15 protein-coding genes and 1 pseudogene are annotated in these 22,761 nt (G+C 45.6%); 13 read left to right on the top strand and 3 right to left on the bottom strand.

Going from position 1 to position 22,761, the window contains the following annotated elements:
* Nucleotides 1-114 precede the first annotated feature (114 nt).
* The gene (locus CEF13_RS22865; RefSeq protein ID WP_243864393.1) at nt 115-1,320 is read left to right on the top strand and encodes an alpha-D-ribose 1-methylphosphonate 5-triphosphate diphosphatase; all 1,206 of its coding nucleotides are present in this window, start codon (nt 115-117) and stop codon (nt 1,318-1,320) included.
* On the opposite strand, the gene sspI is transcribed toward CEF13_RS22865, so the two are convergent.
* Nucleotides 1,314-1,547 (bottom strand): small acid-soluble spore protein SspI, encoded by a 234-nt coding sequence (sspI, locus tag CEF13_RS22860; RefSeq protein ID WP_102714329.1) that lies wholly within the window; start codon nt 1,545-1,547, stop codon nt 1,314-1,316. The two genes, CEF13_RS22865 and sspI, sit on opposite strands and share 7 nt — an antisense overlap.
* A gap of 184 nt (nt 1,548-1,731) precedes the next feature.
* Here sspI and CEF13_RS22855 point away from each other — a divergent pair, with 184 nt between their 5' ends.
* The 7 genes from CEF13_RS22855 to CEF13_RS22825 all read left to right on the top strand — a co-directional run bounded on the left by CEF13_RS22855 (nt 1,732) and on the right by CEF13_RS22825 (nt 8,936).
* Nucleotides 1,732-2,397 carry a potassium channel family protein gene (locus CEF13_RS22855; protein WP_102714327.1) on the top strand — a complete coding sequence of 222 codons (666 nt, stop codon included), beginning with the start codon at nt 1,732-1,734 and terminating at the stop codon, nt 2,395-2,397.
* A gap of 8 nt (nt 2,398-2,405) precedes the next feature.
* Nucleotides 2,406-3,224: a TrmH family RNA methyltransferase gene (locus CEF13_RS22850; protein ID WP_102714326.1), complete on the top strand. Its 819-nt coding sequence runs from the start codon at nt 2,406-2,408 to the stop codon at nt 3,222-3,224.
* Nucleotides 3,225-3,773: 549 nt separating this feature from the next.
* A complete protein-coding gene (locus CEF13_RS22845; protein WP_102714324.1) occupies nt 3,774-4,430 on the top strand; it encodes a response regulator transcription factor in 657 nt (218 codons plus the stop codon).
* A 20-nt stretch (nt 4,431-4,450) separates the two neighbouring features.
* On the top strand, nt 4,451-5,566 hold the full coding sequence (locus tag CEF13_RS22840) for a sensor histidine kinase (protein ID WP_211297066.1): 1,116 nt from the start codon (nt 4,451-4,453) through the stop codon (nt 5,564-5,566).
* Between the two features lie 123 nt (nt 5,567-5,689).
* Nucleotides 5,690-6,625 (top strand): ABC transporter ATP-binding protein, encoded by a 936-nt coding sequence (locus CEF13_RS22835; RefSeq protein WP_102714320.1) that lies wholly within the window; start codon nt 5,690-5,692, stop codon nt 6,623-6,625.
* 41 nt (nt 6,626-6,666) lie between these two features.
* Nucleotides 6,667-7,785 carry an ABC transporter permease gene (locus CEF13_RS22830; RefSeq protein WP_102714318.1) on the top strand — a complete coding sequence of 373 codons (1,119 nt, stop codon included), beginning with the start codon at nt 6,667-6,669 and terminating at the stop codon, nt 7,783-7,785.
* Between the two features lie 2 nt (nt 7,786-7,787).
* Entirely contained in the window at nt 7,788-8,936 is a 1,149-nt protein-coding gene (locus CEF13_RS22825; RefSeq protein WP_102714316.1) for an ABC transporter permease, read from the top strand.
* Between the two features lie 225 nt (nt 8,937-9,161).
* On the opposite strand, the pseudogene CEF13_RS22820 reads toward CEF13_RS22825, so the two are convergent.
* Nucleotides 9,162-9,643, bottom strand: a pseudogene (locus CEF13_RS22820) (IS110 family transposase); the annotation flags it as partial.
* Nucleotides 9,644-9,876: 233 nt separating this feature from the next.
* Here CEF13_RS22820 and CEF13_RS22815 point away from each other — a divergent pair.
* Nucleotides 9,877-17,286: an S-layer homology domain-containing protein gene (locus CEF13_RS22815; RefSeq protein WP_166742763.1), complete on the top strand. Its 7,410-nt coding sequence runs from the start codon at nt 9,877-9,879 to the stop codon at nt 17,284-17,286.
* 550 nt (nt 17,287-17,836) lie between these two features.
* The gene (locus tag CEF13_RS22810; RefSeq protein WP_102714312.1) at nt 17,837-18,499 is read left to right on the top strand and encodes a hypothetical protein; all 663 of its coding nucleotides are present in this window, start codon (nt 17,837-17,839) and stop codon (nt 18,497-18,499) included.
* An 89-nt stretch (nt 18,500-18,588) separates the two neighbouring features.
* Here CEF13_RS22810 and CEF13_RS22805 read toward each other — a convergent pair whose 3' ends face one another.
* Nucleotides 18,589-19,488, bottom strand: a complete 900-nt coding sequence (locus CEF13_RS22805) for a LysR family transcriptional regulator (protein ID WP_102714310.1) — start codon at nt 19,486-19,488, stop codon at nt 18,589-18,591.
* Nucleotides 19,489-19,700: 212 nt separating this feature from the next.
* On the opposite strand from CEF13_RS22805, the gene CEF13_RS22800 reads away from it, so the two are divergent.
* The 3 genes from CEF13_RS22800 to CEF13_RS22790 all read left to right on the top strand — a co-directional run bounded on the left by CEF13_RS22800 (nt 19,701) and on the right by CEF13_RS22790 (nt 22,562).
* Nucleotides 19,701-20,729, top strand: a complete 1,029-nt coding sequence (locus CEF13_RS22800; protein ID WP_243864421.1) for a YeiH family protein — start codon at nt 19,701-19,703, stop codon at nt 20,727-20,729.
* Nucleotides 20,730-20,889: 160 nt separating this feature from the next.
* Nucleotides 20,890-21,639, top strand: a complete 750-nt coding sequence (locus CEF13_RS22795; protein WP_102714306.1) for a phytanoyl-CoA dioxygenase family protein — start codon at nt 20,890-20,892, stop codon at nt 21,637-21,639.
* Between the two features lie 116 nt (nt 21,640-21,755).
* Nucleotides 21,756-22,562, top strand: coding sequence for a helix-turn-helix transcriptional regulator (locus tag CEF13_RS22790; RefSeq protein ID WP_102714304.1), 807 nt, complete (start codon nt 21,756-21,758; stop codon nt 22,560-22,562).
* Nucleotides 22,563-22,761 lie beyond the last annotated feature (199 nt).

Raw genomic sequence — 22,761 nt, 5'->3', positions numbered from 1 at the left:
TTGGAAGCGAAGCTGCGGGAATTATTCCTAGCGGCTTCTTTCTGCATCGTAGATGAATTATAGGAAGGAGATATGTTAAGCTAATATTAATAACTTTAAGGGGAGATCGGAGCGATGAATGAGCAAATGCATCCATTTAAATCGCCTATGCTTGTGACGAATGGAAAGGTTGTCTTGCCTAATGAGGTTGCGGGTATTACTGTTGCTGTAAAGAATGGTCGGATTGATGCCTTGCTGAGCGACGAGACAGCCATTCAGAAATGGCTTCAGCAGCATACCGATGCTGTGGTGCTCGATGCTGAGCAGCGGTATGTTTTGCCCGGTCTTATTGACATTCATTGTGATGCGATTGAGAAGGAAGTGCAGCCGAGACCTAATACTTTCTTTCCATTACAAATGGCTCTGCTCGAATTCGAAAGGAAGCTTCCGGTTCACGGTATTACAACGATGTATCACTCCTTGTCGCTTGGTGTTGGCTTGAGCCTTAGAGGCGATCATTACCTGACAGGAATGGTTGACCAAATTCATGAATATAGGAGCAAGCGATCGATGATTCGCAATCGCATTCATTTGCGGTTTGAAGTTTCCTATCTGGCAGGCATGCCTATCGTAGAACATTACTTACATAATAATAAAATTGATTACCTCTCTTTCATGGATCATTCGCCGGGGCAAGGACAATATCGCGAGCCAGGCTCTTTTGAACGATATGTTATGAAAAATCAAGGCGTTAACGTAGAGGAAGTTAAAGTGATCGTTAATGATTTGATTGAGCGCAGGCAGCAGGTAAGTACGGAACAGCTGTTGAAATTAAGTAAGCTTGCGTCAGAGCATGGGATAGCTATTGCCTCTCATGATGATGATTCAAGGGAGAAGGTAGATGAAGCAATCCTTTTTGGCGTATCTGTCTGCGAATTTCCGATTAACCTAGATACAGCCAAATATGCGAATGAACGGGGACTTCGTATATGCGTGGGCGCACCCAACGTCGTAAGAGGTGTGTCCCATGACAAAAACCTGCGAGCAGTCGATGCTATTAAAGTAGGGGGAGCAAATATATTATGCTCGGACTATCATCCGTCCTCTATGTTGGCTGCGGTATTTAAGCTGGCTGATGAAGGAACGGCAGCTTTGCCTGCGGCAGTGCGGATGGCGTCGCTGCATCCCGCGCAGGCATTAGGCGCAGACAGTGAGCTTGGTTCCATTGAGCAGGGCAAAGCTGCCGATCTTATTGTAGTGGATCATTACGATGGCCTGCCTTGGGTAACCAATACCATAGTCGGTGGCGATATCGTATATTCGGCGAACGTTCGTTACTGAGACGGATTAGCATGTTCGGTATGATGAAGATGCTTGTACAACGAATCGACCATCCGGCTTTGCTCCGGCTCAGACGATTGCTGCCAAATCATTTCGAACAAAACGCCAAGTCCAGGAAGAGCGCGCTCGTCAGCACCTACGGAATCCTCAATGACTTCCGACAGCTCGGATGCTGAATTATCTTGGACACGCATAACGATAGCTTGACGCAAATCAATCGTTTGCAACCTAAACAACCTCCTTGCACATTCTTAATTTACTTATTTACTATGTCCAGCAGGTGAGCCTTTCATCCGTAGGCATGGGTTATGTATGGTATAATAATGAGATGACGTACAGGAAGATGTTATAAATGGTTTACACTTAAATTGTTACATAAGGCAATCATCCTGCAAGGAGGATTTTTTCATTATGGCTAAGAAACAATATGCAATAATCGGCATGGGACGTTTTGGTTCCAGCGTTGCAAAAGCATTGACCGACATGGGCTTCGAGGTGCTTGCTATAGATTCGAACGAACACCGCATCCAGGAGGTAGTGAATACCGTTACTCATGCCGTATCTGCGGATTCTACCGATGAAGAAGCGCTGCGGGCGCTTGGTATACGAAACTTTGACGTTGTTGTCGTCGCAATTGGACAAGACATTCAATCCAGTATTCTGACAACGCTCATATTGAAGGATCTAGGCGTTAAGATGCTGATCGTCAAAGCGCAGAATGAGCTGCACGGCAAAGTTGTGCACAAAATCGGCGCTGATAAAGTGGTATTTCCGGAGCGGGATATGGGACTTCGTGTCGCGCATCATCTAGTGTCTCCGAATATTCTCGATTATATTGAAATATCAGATGATTATAGCATCATTGAAATTAAAGCCCCTGTGCAAATGATCGGCAAAAGCTTAAAGGATCTCGATATTAGAGCTAAATATAAGTGCAATGTCATGGCAATCAAAAAAGGAACAACCATGAATATCGCACCTTATGCCGATGATCTCATTAATCCTGACGAAGTTCTGGTTGTTGTAGGCAAAAATTCAGATTTAAAAAATTTAGAAATTGCATATTCGGAAGGTTAAACCAAATTATGAATGAAAACTTTGATCCATTAATTTCATCTGTCCAGAATGAAAAAGTGAAGCTGTGGGCATCTCTTCAAGACAAAAAAAATCGTGACCGCACCGGTCAGTTTCTAATAGAAGGCGTCCATCTGGTGCTGGAAGCGCTGCAGGGAAATGTTGAAATCGTAACGATCGTCTACGATACCGAGCGGGGTATTCCTGCTGAGCTTAAGCATGAGAGGGAAACAAATGATTCAGCGGCCACTTTCGGTTTGGAGTGGGTGCAGGCATCCCGCCCAGTAATGGCAAAATGCTCAGGAACGGATACACCTCCCCCTGTTTTTGCTATTTTGTCCAAGCTGTCTGGGGATGTGAATTCGCTCTATCGGAAAAATAGTCTAGTCGTTGTTCTAGATGGCGTACGTGATCCTGGCAACGCTGGAACTATTATTCGCAGCGCTGATGCGGTTGGAGCGGATGCTGTCATACTCGGCAAGGGATGCGTTGATCTGTACAATCCGAAGACGGTCCGTTCGACGATGGGCTCATTATTCCATTTGCCTATTATTGAAGGAAATCTACAAGAACTGCTCCCCAACGCGAAAGCGATGGGCGTAAAGCTGGTTGGAACAAGTCTGCAGGCGAAGCATACCTGCTACACCTATGATTGGAAGCAATCCACATGGCTGCTTATGGGCAACGAGTCTGAGGGCTTATCCCCTGAGGTTCGCGGACTTGTAGACGAATCCGTTATTATTCCCATGGTCGGACAAGCGGAGTCACTAAATGTTGCGATGGCAGCGACGGTTTTGCTGTATGAGAGTTTACGACAGAGGAAGTATTGATTGGAAATAAACCCATATCGTAGGTTATAACAACAATTGAGACTAGTTATATGATTTGCAAGAATCCCAAGCTTCCAGTAGATAATGGCTTTTAAGGGGAAGTATTTTAGAAATATTATTATAGATGTTAATTTTTCATCATCTTCAATAAGCTTATTTTGTTATATCAAATGTTAAGACATATCTCATCTGATGAATTGCAGTTCAGATTGGCTCAATTAGTTGAAATTAATTTTGGACAACGTTGTCAGTCCTGATATTCAAGAAACCCTTGATATATCGGGACTTTTTTTATTATATGGGTCATGGAGGCGATGAAATTCTTAAGTTAAACGGGCGGTTTATCGTAGTACACATGCACTTAAGTTGTGGCAAAATACTACCAAATACTGAGCGAACTATTTGCAGCCTGCAACAAGCACCATTCGAGCATGAACGTTAGTAAAGTGATAGAATATATTCAAAAATAGAGAATGTATGAACCATACTCTAGCTCAAGTTAAGTGTGATTGATCTTGTTAAATAGCTGAGAACGGAGAGTGAGCAGAATTGAAAATAAAGGTCATTATTGCCGATGACAATTCCTTTATCCGAGAAGGCATGAGGATCATACTGAGCACCTTTGATGAGTTCGAGGTATTGGCGACGGTTCAGGATGGTCAAGAAGCCGTAGATTTCTGCCGGCAGAATGAAGTAGATGTGGCTCTGCTCGATGTGCAGATGCCCAATATGAATGGCGTGGAAGCGACCAAGCTGATCTCCAAGCAGACAGGAACCAAAGCGCTGATCCTGACCACCTTCGATGACGAAGCGTTTATTCTCGATGCGATCCGCAACGGGGCAAAGGGATATTTGCTCAAGAATAACGATCCGGAGCGGATCCGGGATGCCATCATAACCGTATACAACGGACATAATGTGCTGCAGGATGCTGTACTGGATAAGCTGAAATCTAGTTTGCTAGCGGACAAGGATAAAGATAAGAAAGAAGATAGAGTCAGTAAGATCGACAGAAGCTTGTTCACCGATAGAGAGCATGACATTATGTCCCTCATTGCGAAGGGGCTTTCCAATCGTGAAATCTCGAAGAAACTGTTTATCTCAGAAGGCACTATTGCCAACCACATTACTTCTATCCTAAGCAAGACGGGTCTTACACACCGCACGCAAATCGCGATTTATTTTCTGACCGGGGAAGTGAATTAATGACGGAGAGGGAAACCCCTATAGAACTCTGGACAATGGGCATCAAAGCGATTCTCTTGAGCTATGTGGTCATTCAATCCTATTTGTCTGGTGCTGCGATTTCACCCTGGTATATGCTGTCCATCCTCCTCTACCTGTGTTTGAATATAACTATCCATATCGTTAAGAAGGTTAGTATCACGTCGATCGTGCTTCTGTTGTCCATGCTGGTTATCGCTGCGTCCTCATCCTACACACAACCTTTGTTTATACTTCTGCTCCCTCTGAACATATATGAACTCTTCACTATATACCTGCGTAAACGCGGTATTATTCTATTTCTCATGCTGGCTCCACTCTTGTTGCTGGCTCAAGGATCTCAAGTCATCTTGGTTACATACGGTCTCGTTGCAATGCTTAGCTTCCTCTACTGCCTCTTGTTTAACACTTACATAAGTAGAATTGCAGACCTCAAAGAGGACATAGAAAATAGGCATGAGCATATCCAGCAACTGACTAAGAGTTTGAATGAGAATAAAGAATATATAAGACAGTCCGAATACACGTTTAAGCTGGAGGAGCGTAATCGGCTGTCCCAAGAAATTCATGATAAGATCGGACATTCGATGACGGGGGCATTAATTCAGATGGAAGCCTCGAAGCGCTTGCTCACCTCCGATCCGAACAAGTCGGCGGAGCTGCTGCAGAATGCAATCCATATCTCCAAGGACGGGATTGAGAGTATCCGTCTTGTGCTCAAGAATATGAAGCCGCCGACCGAACAGCTTGGGATTAATCGAATGAAATTATTCGTTGATGAATTTTCCGCTAAGCATTCGGTTAGAACCTTTCTCACCCATAAAGGGAATGTAGATATTATTACTCCGATTCAGTGGAAGGTCATTCAGGAAAATACCCAGGAAGCGCTGACCAATGCCATGAAATATTCAAATGCGACCTACGTCTCCATCCACATCGAGGTGCTGAGAACCTTGATCAAGGTCGAAGTATCGGACAATGGCAAAGGAGTGCAGAAGGTGATTAAAGGCTTGGGGATCATCGGCATGGAAGAACGGGCAGCAAGTGTGAATGGAACGATTATTGTCGATGGCTCAAAAGGCTTCACAGTCACAACATTAATTCCTCATGGTCTATGATGAGAAATACAAAGCTTAAACAGGAAGATTCTCAGGGGTTAAGGATGAACTTGTGCACTGTCACAGGGGCATCCTTTTTTATTACAATTACCTTATCCTAAAGACGAAATGGGAGTGTGACGAATGAACGTCCTAGAAGTTAAGCAGCTAACGAAGAAATTCGGGGATTTTATAGCGGTCGACAATATCACGATGTCCGTGAAGGAAGGCGAGATCTTCGGATTTCTAGGTGCGAATGGAGCAGGTAAGAGCACGGCCATCAACATGATTGCCTCGCTGCTCCGGGTTACCAAGGGGGAGATCGAGGTTCTGGGCAAGAACATTGCTAAGCACGGTAAATTTGCTAAGATGAACATCGGGATTGTTCCGCAGGAAATGGCCATCTATGAAGACATGACCACCTACGAAAATGTTTATTTTTTCGCGGGATTGTACGGACTTCGGGGAGCGGAGCTAAAGGAGCGGGTAATTGAGGCATTAGCGTTCGTGGGACTTGGTGACAAGCACAAGAGCTATCCGAAAAATTTCTCGGGCGGTATGAAACGAAGATTGAACATTGCCTGTGCGATCGCCCATCGGCCTAAGCTGCTCATCATGGATGAGCCAACGGTAGGGATTGATCCGCAATCTCGCAATTATATTCTGGGCTCCGTGAAGAAGCTGAATGAGATGGGCTGTACGATCATTTACACCAGTCATTATATGGAGGAGGTCGAGGAGATTTGTACGAGAATCGCCATTATCGATCACGGTAAGATCATCGCAGAAGGGACCAAAGGTCAATTAAAAGCCATCATTACGAATCAGAAAAATATAGGTATCGAGGTCCGTTCGGCGGAAAATCTGGATAGAAGCAAGCTTGCGGGAATCGCTGGTGTAAACCAGGTTAAAGTGGAGGATCGCATCATTAAAATCACCTCCGATTCCGAAATTAATAACCTGAACAGGATCATCCAGCAGCTGATGGCGGACGATATTGAGATTCGTTCCGTGGAAGAGCATGAGCCTAGTCTGGAAACGGTGTTCCTGACACTGACCGGCAGAAGCCTGCGAGACTGATAGGAGGCAGAGGGAAAAAAGAAACAGGAGGCCAATGAATCATGAATATATTCAGAATAGCGCTCAAAGAAATAAGGGTCATTCGTGACCCAAAGATGCTCTTATTCTTGCTGGTATCGCCGCTGCTAATCATGCTCATTCTGGGGACGGCGACTACGAATGCTTTTAACGGCAGTTTAACGGTTGGAGAGATCAATGTTCTCTATAAGAATACCAGCACATCAAGTGAGCTCTCTAAGTACTGGGACGACTTCACAGGGCAGATGCGTCAGGCTGGCATTCATCTCGAGGGGGCGATTGATAACACGGATGGGAAGCTCAAGGTGAAGAACAACCTGTATACGGGTTACGTCGAGATTACGGATAGCGGACTAATGTATTATGCCAATAGTCAGAGTCTCATTGAAAGTGATATTGCTCAAAGTGTGTTTACAGCTTTCACGGATCGTTATCGGTTGGCGGCTGAAGTGAGTGAGACAGACTCGAAGCAAGCGGATGCAATCATGGCGGGCTACGGAGGAGCAGGTTATGTAGTGGAGGAGTCGCTGAATGCGGCAAGAAAACCTGGTGCTATGGACTATTTCGCTATAGCAATGACGACAATGTTTATTCTGTATAGCGCCATGACGGCAGCTGATTTAATAGACGGTGAACGCAAGAGGAAAACGGCTGTCCGACTGCTTGCAGCGCCGGTGACGAAGATGGAGATTTTCATAGGAAAAATAGCAGGGCTTGTCATGGTGAACGCTATACTCATCTTTGTTGTAGTGCTCACCAGTAAATACATGTTTAACGCCTATTGGGGAGAAAACTTGGGTTTAGTGTTTCTGGTGCTGATTACTGAAATTCTGTTCGCTGTAAGCTTGGGACTCGGTTTCAGCTATGTGTTAAAGGGAAATGCGGCGGGCACTGTTGTGATGATTATTATCCAATTGGCAGCATTTCTCGGCGGCTCTTACTACCCGGTCGAGGATGCTACAGGAATCTTGGCAACAATCGCTTCTCTCTCTCCGCTGCAATGGTCCAATGCTGCACTTCTTGAAATGATCTATGCAGACAGTTTTACTGCGGCGGCTAACGCTATGCTGTTAAATATCGGCTTCTCGGTTGTATTGCTTGGTATCGCAATAACGATGATGCGCAGAAGGGAGGGGTTGTAAGGATGAAAGACACGTTATGGCTGATCCGAAAGACATTCCTATCTACCTTTAAGAAGCCGATGAATCTCTTGTTATACTTCGTCTTTCCTGTACTGGGAATTCTGCTCGCGACCTTGATCCATAGTGGCTCCGGCGATACTGAATTGAGAATGGGCATCGTTAATCAGGATGGAGGCCGGCAGATTACCCAGGGCGTTATCGATGCAGTAGGCAGAATGGATTCCATGCTTGTAAGTGAGATTGAGGAGAATGAGGTAAAGGATCTAATCGCCTCAGGAGAGCTGGATGCAGCGATTATCCTTCCTGCCGGGTTCGCACAGAGCCTGATTGACGGTAATCCTTCTGATCTTAAGATCATATCCATTAAAGGGGCTCAGGTCACCGGACAATTGAAGGCTTACTTGGAGCAGCATATTAACAATCTGGCCTCGGTTGGCCGGGTAGCTCAAGGGAATGAAGTTAAGTTTAAAACCCTTTATGAGAATTATCAAAAGAACGGCTTCGAATTAGCAACAGAGAAAATAGACGACCAATCTATAAATCACAACAAGACAAATCAGACGATAGGCTATCTGCTCATCCTCATGCTGGTGTCCGCCTCGAGTTTATCGGGAATCCTTATTAAGGAAAGAGAGAACAGGACCTATTATCGCCTATTATCCTCGCCGGTAAATGCAAGAACCTATGTCCTATCTAATGTCATTGTTAATTTGACTATGATGATGTTGCAGATTGCAGTAACTCTGTGGATAATGATAACTATTTTCCATGTCGATCCGGGTATTCCATATTGGAGTATGTTCTTCATACTCGTGTTATTTGCTCTGGTGGCGATAAGTCTATCCCTGGCAATCGTGGCATTCTCCAGCAGCTCTTCCGCGGCCAGCGGAATGCAGAATTTGCTCCTTATTCCTACCAGCCTGCTCGCGGGGTGTATGTTCCCGCTTGCTTTAATGCCGGCAGCGATGCAGCAGATCGCGCACTTTCTTCCGCAGTATTGGCTGCTGGATACCTTTAGTCATCTGCAGCAAGGGGTATCAATGGGGGAATTATCCTTGAACCTGATCATTCTGATTGTTTTTGCCGTGGCCCTATCTTTAATCGCCATCTATAAGTTTGGCAGGAACAATGATACGAGAAGCTATATTTAAGAAAATAAGCTAATCCCATATTCTAATCATCCACTCCCCTATAGCTTGCTCACATAAAGCTAGAGAGGAGTGGAGAAATAATGACAATAAAGGGTATAAAGCTGTCAGCTATAAGCAGCCTGCAAGGGTGCTATACTGATAAAAGGTATGACAAATAACCGTCTCACAGATTTGGGGGAGGTTTTCCTCCATATCTAAATTGTATATTCAGACTAAGATGAATGTGTCTTTCTTGGTCAAAATCGCAAAAATTGAGGTTGGGAACTCACTTAAAAAACGTAGCGAAATACCCGAATACATAGCTCCAAAAGACACCTTTGTAAGCAGGAAAAACCTGATCTAGAACAGCTTGGAATTGCAGTTTAGTCGGTACACACATCTTTGAAAGAGACTCATATTGCCTTGTTAGATAGCGTAGATTGAGTAGCTGCACCCCCTTTTCTAAAAGGGTTCAAACTCTTCCTTGTAGTACAGCTCTCCCAAAAGATAAGCGTCAGCAGCATACGTCTTTACTTTGCGAAGTTGAGACTTCCTAAGCCGATTTGAGATGAGTGGATTAATGACAATGTAAAGATAGTGATATTCCTATAGCAACTGAGCAACAGGGCTTTGGTAATGTCCGGTTGCTTGAATGGTTTTCCGCGCTCTAAAAAGGCTTGTCCATGACTTTCTTCTTTAGAAATATCTAGCCCAATAACTGAATTCATTTCATCTCTCCCTGTAAATGTAGATTTACTGGCAGCCCCTGATCTCATAATACGATTACCAGTTAATTACTCGAACTGCATAGATCATGTTTTAACTTTACAAATGTTTAAGGATACATGCGATTAGATTTAACAAACCTCCGTTAAAGTGAACATACTTACATACTTTGTCGAGAGGGGATTTGTTTTGAATGAGTAGATTACGAAAAAAAATGTCAAGGTGGATGACGGCAATGTTGGTTTTGCTGGTAGCTGCCACCGGAACTGTAAAGCCTATGCCGGCTCAAGCAGCTCCGCCCGCGGCCATTCCGTCACAAATCACGTTGGCTATAGGCGGAGGCGCAGCCGATGGTAAAACGGCTATGGCTTTCAACTGGGTTGCGGATGCGACGGTTAACACATCAGAAATCGTTTACAGCACTTCTCCCGACCTGGCCGGCGGTACAACAAAAAGCGCCGCAGTTGCCACAGTCAATGCTTCAACTGTGACTGGCAGCGTTCCGGACAACAAGCTGGTTAACGTTAAAGAGGTACGTACATATCGTGTAGTTGTTCAGGATCTGACTCCAGAAGCCAAATACTATTACAAAGTAGGAAACACCATCAACGGCTATTCTACGATCTCCAGCTTTACCGCGCCAGCAGATCCTGCGGCCAGGAAGCCGTTTTCTTTTTTGATCACTCCTGATACGCAGGGAACATCTCCAAGTACTTATCAAAACACCGCCGACTTGTATGATTATGTCAAGGCGAACCATCCGGATGCCGCATTTCTGGTCCATAATGGTGACGTAGTAGAGGATGCAAGTTTTTCAGACCACTGGCAGTATTTCTTCGATGCCGCTCAAAACCTTTCAAGTACGATGCCGATCATGGCTACCCCAGGTAATCATGATAATTCGATCTATGACAAGGATTCCATTCAGTATACGAATAGGTTTAATTATACAACGCTGAAGAGACCAAGCGGTCTGTCTGAGGCTGCGGTTGGAACGGTGTATTCATTTGAATATGGAGACGCTTTGTTCATCTCTCTTAATTCGTTTGGTCTGAATTCCAGTGATGATGACGTACAATGGAAATTCTTGGCTGATGAAACGGCAGCATCGACCAAGAAGTGGAAGGTCGTAAATCTTCATGCTTCGCCTTATGACCCGGGTTCAAGTCATTATGATGTCAACAATGTGATTGGTAAAAAGTTTACCGATGCCGGCATCGATCTGGTTCTCGCCGGACACGAGCATGCCTATGCCAGAACCACATTAAAGACAATCTCATCTGCGGCAGGAACAGGAAGCATTCAAAAAGCGAAGTTTGGTGAAGCACCGACCTATGTCATAGGAGGATCGGTGTACAACTATGCGTACAGCTTGAACGCCACCAAAGACACTTCGTGGAACGACTTCTTCTATGACCTTCGTATCAATAAAACTAATTCAGGCGGCGGATCTATCTATTCGCCAGGCGTATACAGCAGAGCAGAGGTTACAAGCAATGCAATCATTTATAAAACGTATTATAAAGCGACAGGCTCTGACAAACCTTTCCGAGTCATCGATGAATTCACCATTACCAAATCGGGGAACGAGATCACCCAGCCAACAGGCGGGGGCAAAGTGCCTGCCTCGGTAACATTTATGTTCGACAGCTTCAATGAAGATACACGCAAGACGGAAAAAGACAAGTACATTGCCCGCTTTAACTGGGTAACTCCAGTAACAACGAAGTCGACGCAGCTCTTTTATGCGAAAAAATCCGATTTTGACAGCAACGGTGGCAAGTTCACGGATTTTGTGTTGGGAACCAATTTTACAGTAGATTTGAGGAGCAATATTGAGAATTTGAAGTATACGGGCGCAGGGACGCAATACTCAGTCGACCCGGTCCAAAGCCATAAGGCACAAACGGCTGTCCTCGAGCCGGGGACGGAATATGTGTATAGCGTAGGCGACGGCGTCCAAAATGTGACGAGCGTTACAGCGCCTGCCAGCTTCAAGACACCTGCCAGCAACATCAATACGTTTAACTTCAACTGGATATCCGATGCCCAAGCAAACGATACCAGAGGCTATGCAGCAACGCTTGATAGTTATAATCAAATGAGCAAAAAAGCGCTGACGCAAGCATTTACAGACTTTCCGGATGCTGCGTTTGTCCTGAGCTCGGGCGACCAGGTCAACTTTGGTTTCGACACATGGGAATGGGATGCATTTTTTGAGGCCAACCAGGATTTGTTCTCGAAAGTGCCGCTTTACATGGCGACGGGCAATCATGAGTTCGATGGAGCGGGCAACAGCTGGGCAAACAACAGTTGGGCTCCTGTGGACCCCACGCTGCAGAACTTTTTGGGCCGCCACAATCCGCCTAAAAATGGCGCATCCTTCTACGGCGGCGGCGAAGGCACGGAACGCATGGTTTCGGGTATGACGAAATTGCAGCTCGAATCCAGCAACTACTATTTTGTACATGGCGACACGCTGTTCTTGGTGATGGATTATCAGGATCAGAGCACCGCCGCGCAGATCAAAGCACAGCAAGACTGGATGAAAGCCGTCGTGAAACAAAATCCGACCAAATGGCGCGTTGGAATGTTCCACAAAACGCTGTTCGGATACCGGATGGCCACCCCTGTAGCCTCCTGGACGGACGCTTTTGATGAAGCGGGAATTGATGTGGTGCTGATGGGACATGACCATATTTATGCCCGCACCAAGCTTCTCGCGAGCGGCAAAGTCGTTGCAGAATACGGCGATGGAACAACCTATCTGACGAATTACTCTGCAAATAAGGACAACCGCGGACCGTTATACAAAGAAAATCCTGCCATTGCGTACATCGATATAAGAGAAGTCGGACGGGGATTTGCCAATATTTCGATTTCGCCTGATCAAATTAGAGTGACAAGCAAAGGTTTCGATAAAAACGATGTACTGCAAACCGGGGATATCGACGTGCTGGTTACCAATAAGCCGCGCACTTATGATTTGAATGCCTGGAATTATCCTGCGGTTCCGCAGGAAGTCGATGAATTTACGATCACGAATATTGCCGTCAACGGGCTTGCCAAAGAAGGGCAAACATTGAATGCCTCGATTACGCCAGCGAGCGCTACTGCATCCTTCAAATGGGAAAGCTCGAAGGACGGTACGTCGTGGACGACTATTGCAGGAGCAACAGCTGCTAATTATGCGATCAAAGCGGCGGACATAGGTACATATTTGCGAGCCGTTGCAACGGGAACAGGTTTTTATAACGGAGTCGTAACCAGCACTGCCATAGGCAAGGTCACTCCGCTTGCCGGCAGCGGCGGCTCAGCAAAAATAAAAATCAAAACAGCAAGCGATCTGGTTGCACTGTCGCAAAGTTTCGGCACGCCTGAATTCCCGTTTGACGGGAATTACGAGCTGTCGGCGGATATTGATATGACAGATGTTGCGTTTACATCGATCGGCAGAGACACGGTTCCAAAACAATTTATTGGAACATTTAACGGAAAAGGTTATATAATTCGCAATCTCAAAATTTCTTCCACCGATACCAGCACGGGCTTCTTCGCTTATATCGGAACTGGTGGCAGAGTAGTAAATCTGAATTTGGCAAATGTGGACATAACCGGTATGAATAGAACTGGAATCATTGCAGGGGTATCCAGCGGTACGATTGAAAACAGCTATGTGGACGGCAAAGTAACCGGCACCGGTTATACAGGCGGTATAGCAGGGCTGCTCTATGCGGGTACATTGCAAAACACGGTCATGAACGCAAATGTTAGCGGGACCACAGTAGGCGGCTTAATTGGAGGCACCAATTACAACGGTTCTGGTTGGTCGCTTATTCAACAAACAGTTGGAAATGTAATTTTGAATAACGATGTGAGAGGTACGGTTACAAGGATCGGTGAAACTCAATATTCCGGTGGTATCGTTGGTGATATGGGCGGCGGTTCGGGCAGCGTACTTCAGACCTTTAATGGCAATGCAATCTCATCTGAGATTATTGGAACTCCTACGAAGCTGCTCGCAGGCTATTGGTCAGGCAGCAGGCCGATCGTCGACTCCAATCAAGTGAACTACTATGACAGCGCCAAGTTAAACACAAGCGGCATACCTTCGGGAACCGTCCCTGTTTTTGTAGTGAAGTCGGCAGCTGATTTTGCACAGCAAGCAACTTACGTGGCTTTGGGATGGGACTTTACGGACATTTGGAAATGGGATGCAATGAATAACGTACCAGTGCCTCGAGTGCTTGATCTTGGCGGGGGCTCAGATAAAATAAAAATCAAAACACCAAGCGATTTGGTTGCATTGTCACAGAATTTCGGCACGCCTGAATATCCGTATGATGGAAATTACGAGCTGTCGGCGGATATCGATATGAAGGATGTGGAATTTGCCGCGATCGGCGGAAACGACACTTCAAAGCCATTTATAGGCACGTTCAACGGAAAAAGATATACGATAAGTAATCTCAAAATTTCGACCAACAACAGCAGTACAGGTTTCTTTGCCTACATTGGCAATGGAGGCAAAGTCGTAAATCTGAAATTGTCGAATGTCGATATTACCGGCGGCAATAGCACAGGTGCCATTGCAGGGACTTCCATGGGCACGATTGAAAACAGCTATGTGAATGGTAAAGTAACCGGTGGAAGCAATACTGGCGGTATTGTAGGTACGCTCCATGCAGCCACTTTGCTAAATTCCTTCGTATTTGCAGATGTGAGTGGAACAACAGTTGGAGGCTTGATTGGCGGTACAGGTTGGAACGGTGCAGGTTCGCCTATTCCCGTTCGATATGAGACTTCGCCAACCGTAATTCTGAATAACTATGTGGGTGGAACGTTTAATAAGCTTGGCACATATTCCGGTGCAATGGTTGGGGATATGGGCGGTTCTGCGGGCAATCTGCTCCAAACCTTAAATGGCAATGTGGTAGCCAATGCAGTTAATGGACCTGCTCCTGGTTCAATCGCAGGGTATTGGTCCAGCAGTAGGCCAATCGTCGACTCCAATAAAGTCAATTACTATGACGGCGCGCGTTTAAGCACTAGTGGATTGCCTTCAGTGATTATCCCAGCATTTGCATTAAAGTCGGCTGCTGATTTTGCGCAGCAAGCAACCTTCGAAGCCTTGGGATGGGACTTCACGAACGTATGGGATTGGGATGCAACGAACAACATTCCCGTGCCTCGAGTGCTTGATCTTGGTGAAGAAGAAGAAGAAGAAGAAGACAACTTCGTAACCATTATTGCATCTGCAGGAGCGGGCGGGACAATTTCTCCTACTGGCAATGTTTTGGTCGAGCGCGGACAGAGCCAGAAGTTTACGTTTACTCCAAATAACTATTATGAAGTCAACACGGTTACAATTGACGGAGTGGAGAACGCAGAGGCTGCGGCGGCAAGAGAGTATACCTTTAATAATGTTATCGCCGTACACACGATTGAAATCACCTTCAAGCTTTCAGAAGGCGTCTCTGGTAAAGCTCCAAGCGTAATTTCAACAAGCGCGTATTATAACAAAGCTGCGAAAAAGCATATTCATGTAGAGGTAGATTTCGGAAACGGAGCATTGGGAATTCCAATGCAAGACCAGCAAAATGCGGTAGAAAGCGTCAAATTCAAGAAGCTGGATGGCAAATTGGTTCTTGATGCCGCTGCAAGCTTCTGGTTCCCAGGTTCAGGCTATGGCTTAGCCGAAAATGTGCTTGAAATTTGTTATGACGACCTTGAGAATAAGACAGACGAATATGCTAATTTAGTTCCAGGGAATTATCTTCTGGAAATCATCTTTGCAGACATAAGCAACACTGTTGCCACTATACCTGTGTTAGTGGAAGACGGGGAAGGCGGTGGAGGAGAAGGAACAATCTCTGCTCTAACTGTTGCCGGCGGTACGGTTGAAGTAGACGGAGCTGCCGCAGGAAGTTCTGCACAGGTTGAGGAAGGCTCGACGGTTAAAGTAGCTGCGGCTGTTCCAAACGGACAACGCTTTGTAAAATGGACTGCGACAGGGCTTGCATATGAAAGCAATACCACAAATCCATTGACATTTACGATGCCGGCAAACCCGGTTTCATTGACGGCTGAATTCGAAAATGAACCGATGACGAACGCGGATTTGAGCGATCTTACGGTGGACGGTACGACAATAAGTGGATTTAACGCGAATACGCTGAGCTACACGCTGAATGTACCGAACGTAAAAACTTCAGTGACGGTAGCGGCAACCGGGTCCGACTCGAAGGCAACTGTCGCTGTCGCAGGCGGCAGCAACCTGGTTGTTGGAGACAACACCATAACGGTTACCGTTACGGCGGAAGACGGAGAAACAATGAAGGTCTATACGGTTATCGTAAAGCGCGGGGCAGCAGGGCTGTCTACCAATGCCGAACTGAGCGATCTTACGGTGGACGGTACGACAATAAGTGGATTTAACGCGAATACGCTGAGCTACACGCTGAATGTACCGAACGTAAAAACTTCAGTGACGGTAGCGGCAACCGGGTCCGACTCGAAGGCAACTGTCGCTGTCGCAGGCGGCAACAGTCTGGTTGTTGGAGACAACGCTGTAACGGTGACCGTAACGGCGGAAGACGGAACGACGACAAAAGTATACACGATTACCGTACAACGTGCCGCCGCCTCGACAGGCGGAGGAGGAACGACCGCACCTGCAACTGACAGCAAACAAACGCTGCCTGCCGGAACCGGGGGGACGGCCCAGTTCGAAAAAAATGCCGTCACCATTGCGGTTCCTGCCGGAGCATCGGAGAAGCAATTGACGATTACGGTGGAGAAGGTGCTCCAAACCTCGCAGCTCGTAACGAACAATGACATTCTTCTTAGCCCGGTATATGAGATTCTGAAAAACTTTACAGAAAACTTCTCGAAACCGATCACGATCACGTTAACGTTCGATCCGGCAACAGTCGGAGCGAATCAAATCGCTTCTCTCTTCTATTACGATGAGGTGAAGAAGGTTTGGGTGGAAATCGGAGGGACGGCGAGCGGCAACCGGATTACGGCGGAAGTCGATCACTTCACGAAGTTTGCGGTATTCGCCGTAGCGAAGAAAGAGCCTGAAGAAAACACAGGTGCAGGCGCAACGTTCAGCGACGTAACAGGCCACTGGGCGGAAGCAAGCATCAAGAAAGCGGCTGCGAAGGGCATCGTCGACGGTTATGCTGACGGCACATTCAAGCCGAACGGCGAGATAACCCGCGCCCAATTCGCGGTGATGTTGGCCCGTGCTCTGAAGCTGGAAGGCAACGGAGCAGAACTGGCGTTTACCGATAAGGAAAGCATCGGCGACTGGGCGAAGCAAGGCATCGCACAGGCCGTGAAAGCCGGTATCGTGAACGGGTACAGCAATGGCAGCTTCAGGCCGAACGCGAAGATCAGCCGCGCCGAGATGGTGACGATGATCGCGAATGCGCAGGGTCTGACCGCAAAAACCAATGTAGCAACCGCGTTTGCGGATCATGCCGACATCCCGGCGTGGGCGGAAGCGGCAGTATCGGCAACGGTCGAGAAAGGAATCGTTCAGGGCATCGGAGCCAACAAATTCGCGCCGAACCAAACGGCAACGAGAGCGGAGGCAGCAGTCATTCTGCTTAGAGCGCTCGAGCTTGCCGGCAAATAAAGCTTCATCCCTTCTTTAAATCCAAGCCCCCGGTACTTGAGCCGGGGGCTTGGATTTTATAACAGCACCGGACGGTTTCCGAGAGAGACAGTGACAAACTGAGAAAGCAGTTGTCGCAGCGTTTCCACTGGGATGGCTGCTTTTGATATTGTGGGCGGAGAGTAATCTTCGCAATAACGGGATTAATATAATGGCAGTTCACAATCACTGGCTGTTTGAGAACCAAACCTAAGGAATAGCTCCGGAAAGGGCTATAACATGACGGGGGTAGTGATGACTATCGTTACGGAAAACACTGATTTCTGCCACATCTTGTTACAACTTATGCCAAACTAACCTTACAAAATACTATTAAAAGGATTACTTTTTATGCCAAAATGAATTACAACACACATCTAAGACTGGAATATGATCGGATAACCGATCAAGTGCTAGTCTTTTTTCTATTCTTTATTTTAATCCTGTACGTAGAATGCAGGAATAAGTTGAATTATGCCGAATTATCAGTACCAATCAATAATACATTCAACTATGAAGGAGCAAGATGAGTATGGCTTTCTGGAAAACTCTAGGCAAGGTGACGTCAGCAATAGTTGAAATAGGAGCAAATTCTGTTGCGGAGTCACAAAGAAAGGTAGGCAATCGTATTCAGGAATACGAACGGAAATTGTCTAATGCTGAAAGCTCAGATAAGATGAATAACCCGGAATATGCGCGGAAAGTAAATGAAAACAGACAAAAGTTCGAAACTGCAAAACAAAAAGTATACACAAACCAATCATCAACAAATAAAAGTGTGAATAAAAACCATAATGGTGAAACAACAATCGGTAACAAGACAATAGCTGAATGGGATTCGAAGTGGCGTGGTCTTGGACTATTAGGGTCTCTTTCATTAAGCGATTTGAGTGCGTACAACCAAAGCATAGGTCTCTATAAAGCGGAAATGGGGGGCAAGATATACTATATTGGCAGAGCAATTGAATATAACAATGGCGGATTTAGAAAAAGATTGCGGGATTACGTTAGAGAGAGTGATAGTGCCCGTACGCACAAGTCTGGTGGTAAAATGAATGAAAATGCAGATAGGATTTACATATCTATTTTAGTTATGGGTCATTCACAAGAAGAAGTAGACGCTGTAAAAGCTTTAGAATCTGCATTAGTTGTGAAATATCTCCCAGAGTGGAATGTTCAATTTAAAAAGCTGTAATAAAAGATAATGTAAGGGCTCGCATCAATAATTGTTGCCCAATTCCAAATAAAGAACTCTGAGCAATCAGAGTTCTTTATTTGGATAAGTTAATTTTTGGGCAAATAATCATTCGCCGCAAGCAGAGATTGTTTAAAAACATCGACAGCCATTGCGGCTGATCTCTCCTTCTGAAGAATGATCGTAAATTCCCTTTCTAATTTGCTTTGCTTAATGCGAAGCTCTACAATCTCACCGCTTTCCAGTTCCTTTCGCACGATCCACCTTGAGAGCAATGCAATACCCAAGCCGGAAGCTACAGCTTCTTTGACGCCTTGGCTGCTGTTGAAAATATAAGAGCGTTTGACAGGAAGGTGATTCTCTTTAATAAAATGATCGCTAAAGGCCCGGGTTCCCGATCCATTTTCCCTCAGCACCCAAACCTGATTTTGTAGATTATCCGGCTCTATAACCCGGTATGAGGAGAGAGGATGATCAGCAGGAGCGATGATGATCATGTTATCCTTCATATAAGGGAAGACGTCTAGGTCGGCAGCATGTGTTTCTCCCTCGATGATGCCGATATCCAGTTTGCCTGATCTAACCCCTTCAATTATTTCCTCTGTATTGCCAATCGTAACCTGCATATCGACATGCGGATACTGGTGGGCAAATTCAGCTAATCTCTTCGGCAAAATATACTCTCCGATTGTAAAGCTGGCTCCAATCTGCAAGGCGCCTGTTACTTCATTCCGAAGCAAATGGATGGCTTGTTTGGCTTCTTCATAAAGCAGCAGCATCTGCTTGGCGCGTTTGTATAAAATTTCACCCGCTTCTGTTAACCTGACCTGCTTAGGTGAACGATGCAGGAGCTTGGCACCCATTTCATTCTCCAGATTTCGAATATGCAGACTAACGCCTGGCTGAGAGAGATTAAGCAGCTCAGCAGCTTTGGAGAAATGACTTTGTTCCGTAACGGTGATGAAGACGAGAAGCGCATCCTTAATCATAATTATCCCTCATGATAAGTCGTATTTTAACCTTTATTATGTCATTTTATCTTCAATAAATGCAATCATCAAGTTTAATCATAAGTAATTGTAATGATAGTAATAGCAGATCGGTATTTCACTTCCCACTACTCATGCACTATATTAAATGCTATAGAGCATCAAGATGATAGTTGACGGTATAAGGAGTGGTTGCAATGAGTCAGATTAAAATGGTGAAATTGACGCACAATAAGAACTTCGGATTTATGGCAGGGCTAGCCATTACTCTATTGCTTGCTATTGCAGCGAAATATTTGGCCATGCTGCCGTTTATGGCAATTATGGGTCAGCTTGTTATCGCCATACTGCTTGGCATAGGCTTCAAGGCTGCTATTGGGGTACCGGAGGCAGCGGCTGCTGGAATTTCCTTTTCAAGCAAGAAGCTTCTTCGATACGGTATTATATTGCTTGGCATGAGGCTTAATTTAATAGATATTGTTCACGCAGGTCCTAAAGTATTAGCAATAGCGGTCATAAATATAGTATTCACCATTTTTGTTGTATACGGTTTAACGAAATGGTTTAAGGTTGATGAAAAGCTGGGCCTATTGACAGCATGCGGTACCGCCATTTGTGGGGCGGCCGCAGTCGTGGCGATCTCGCCTCAAATCAAAGCAAGCGACGATGAAACGGCAGTCGCTGCGGCTACGGTTGCGATTCTCGGTACACTATTTACTTTGGTTTATACCGTTATGTATCCTGTTTTGGGTTTAAGTGCGGCAGGCTATGGCATTTTCTCAGGTGCTACGCTTCATGAGGTAGCACATGTAATTGCTGCCGCTGCGCCAGGCGGTCAAGAGGCAGTTGATCTTGCTGTAATCGTAAAGCTGACTCGTGTTGCCATGCTCGTTCCGATTGCTATTCTGATCCGTTTTTGGGCAGGGCGTAATCAGCATGGGAAGGCAAAAGGCAATTTAGGCAAGAAAAAATGGAGGGAGATTCCTATTCCGTGGTTTATTGTTGGATTCATCCTCATGAGCGGCGTGAATACGATAGGAATTATTCCGGCGGACATATCTGCACAGCTGGTCACAGCTGCTTATCTGCTTCTTGCAATGGCGATGGCAGGACTCGGTCTTGGCATCCAAATCAATACCTTCCGGCGTATGGGAATGAAATCATTTGCTGCAGGAGGAATAGGCTCGGTACTGCTTTCGATTGTTGGCTACTTGCTTGTACATGCTTTCGGGTTGGCATAAAACTGGGGGGGGTGAAAAAACTCTGAAATATCAATTACAGACACAATGTTGATAATCAGAGCCATTGTTGATGAGGGATGATCGCAGTAAGATTCTAGTATATCGACGCATCATTAAGCGTCGTCGATCACACTCACATAATGGGGAGGAGATTAATACTATGATTTCATTGCAAAGCGAGCTTTTGAAGCCATTATCTAGTAGTCAGCTTGAGCAGTACAAAAGGGATGGCTTTGTCATAATAAAAAACGGATGCAGCTCCGATTTAATCGATGCTTTTAACAGGCACATCTTCGAGCTCCGCTCGGCACCGCTTGAGGAAACGCCGGATTGGGCAAGAACGTCCGAAAAGTCACGTTATTCCATACGGCTGTTCAATCCCCATCAGCATGACAGTTTCTCTCGGCAAATGATGAAGCTGCCAATCGTGCGTGGGACGCTTGCGCAGCTTATGGGGAAGGAAGCGGTATGCGTGCAGAGCATGTATTTCTATAAAGAGCCGGGCTCACATGGTCAGGCTGCGCATCAGGATTATTATTATATTAAGAATGATCCTATGACAATGGTAGCGGCGTGGATAGCGATGGAAGAGAAGGTTGATGAAGAAAACGGCTGTCTCTGGGTTATTCCGGGCACACATAAGCTAGGTCTCCTTCCGCATGGTAAAGTCAAAAACCTGGATGAGCATGAAGAGTGGACAGACGAGACGGAAGGTATTGATTTAAATCAGCAGATTCCAGTCATTATGGAAAAGGGCGATATTCTGTTTTTCCATGAGCTGCTCATTCATTCCTCCAACCGAAACCGCAGCACGGATCGCTGGCGCCGCTCGTATGTGTGCCACTATATTCGCGAGGATTCCGCAGTTACGCTTCGAGAAGATTTGCGAGAGAAATATACGTTGATTTAATGGCTCTCGGCCCGAACGATCTCGTTCGGGCTTTTTTGTATATCTAATGAGCACGAGCCAATATTTCTGTTGCGATATATAATAGAGGAAACAAGCGGATAAAGGTGGTTGAAGTAATGGATAACTCGTCAAGCATGGTTTCATTTAGTCTTATCCAATCAGCTTGGGCGGGAACGATCATTTATCCAACAGGAGGACGTTATGGTCCACGCATTCAGGATGATATGCAGCTCGTGCTTCTTCATTCTGGAGAAATGGAGATCGAGATTGACGGTAAGGCGCATGTCATAACGCCTGGCTCTGTCGTTCTCTTAAAACCGGAGCATCACGAGCAATTTGCATTTTCTAAACGCGGCGAAACTTGGCATCGGTGGATTTCGATTCATATGAATCCGTTGTCCGAGATGGAAAGAGCTTACTATGAAGAATTACCACTCGTTCTGCCCATATCGGAGGAGTTGAATCGCTTAACGGATGTGATGCTTTCGCTGCAAAATGATCATTCTTCGGATAGTGAAGTGCTTCGCAGCTTAGGCATGTCTGCCATTTTGCTCTACATATCAGAGATAACACGCAAGCGTGAGCTTGAAGAGGTTCATTCATCCATTCTAATGGCGAAGAGTCTGATTCACAGCACTTATCATGAACAATTAACTTTAACGAAGCTAGCCGATTATGGAGGAGTATCGCCGGAGCATCTTGTTCGTTTGTTTCGCCTGCATGAGAATATAACCCCAATCAAATATTTGTGGCAGTATAGAGTCCTTAGGTCACTAGAACTGCTGACACATACCGGGCTAACCATAACAGAAATTTCGCTGCGCTGCGGCTTTAAATCAACGTTTCACTTTGCCAGAATGGTTAAGCAGCAGACAGGTAAGACACCTTCAGAGATTAGGGCCTTTTCTTGGAAAGGGCATTAAAGAGAAAGAAAATGGCATGAGAAAAGCTCCATCCATCGCTTCAGCAGTTGGATGGAGCTTTTTTCGTATAGCTAACCTTGCAAAACTTATTTCCTATTAAATATTTTACCAATCAATAGAAATGGTTTAAAAGGAAGCATAATAAATTTATCGACATATTCAGTCTTCAATCCTGAATATGTCGTTCTTTTAGTAGGGA

Source organism: Paenibacillus castaneae (assembly GCF_002884445.1).
In the GTDB taxonomy this organism is placed as follows: Bacteria; Bacillota; Bacilli; order Paenibacillales; family Paenibacillaceae; genus Pristimantibacillus; species Pristimantibacillus castaneae.
Note: the sequence above shows the minus strand (reverse complement) of the source record. Positions and strands in the feature narration are given on the sequence as shown.

Coding starts and splice junctions, on each gene's coding strand:
- CEF13_RS22865 (WP_243864393.1), top strand. CDS start 115: ATGAATGAGCAAATGCATCCATTTAAATCGCCTATGCTTGTGACGAAT.
- CEF13_RS22855 (WP_102714327.1), top strand. CDS start 1,732: ATGGCTAAGAAACAATATGCAATAATCGGCATGGGACGTTTTGGTTCC.
- CEF13_RS22850 (WP_102714326.1), top strand. CDS start 2,406: ATGAATGAAAACTTTGATCCATTAATTTCATCTGTCCAGAATGAAAAA.
- CEF13_RS22835 (WP_102714320.1), top strand. CDS start 5,690: ATGAACGTCCTAGAAGTTAAGCAGCTAACGAAGAAATTCGGGGATTTT.
- CEF13_RS22830 (WP_102714318.1), top strand. CDS start 6,667: ATGAATATATTCAGAATAGCGCTCAAAGAAATAAGGGTCATTCGTGAC.
- CEF13_RS22825 (WP_102714316.1), top strand. CDS start 7,788: ATGAAAGACACGTTATGGCTGATCCGAAAGACATTCCTATCTACCTTT.
- CEF13_RS22815 (WP_166742763.1), top strand. CDS start 9,877: ATGTTGGTTTTGCTGGTAGCTGCCACCGGAACTGTAAAGCCTATGCCG.
- CEF13_RS22810 (WP_102714312.1), top strand. CDS start 17,837: ATGGCTTTCTGGAAAACTCTAGGCAAGGTGACGTCAGCAATAGTTGAA.
- CEF13_RS22805 (WP_102714310.1), bottom strand. CDS start 19,488: ATGATTAAGGATGCGCTTCTCGTCTTCATCACCGTTACGGAACAAAGT.
- CEF13_RS22800 (WP_243864421.1), top strand. CDS start 19,701: ATGGTGAAATTGACGCACAATAAGAACTTCGGATTTATGGCAGGGCTA.
- CEF13_RS22795 (WP_102714306.1), top strand. CDS start 20,890: ATGATTTCATTGCAAAGCGAGCTTTTGAAGCCATTATCTAGTAGTCAG.
- CEF13_RS22790 (WP_102714304.1), top strand. CDS start 21,756: ATGGATAACTCGTCAAGCATGGTTTCATTTAGTCTTATCCAATCAGCT.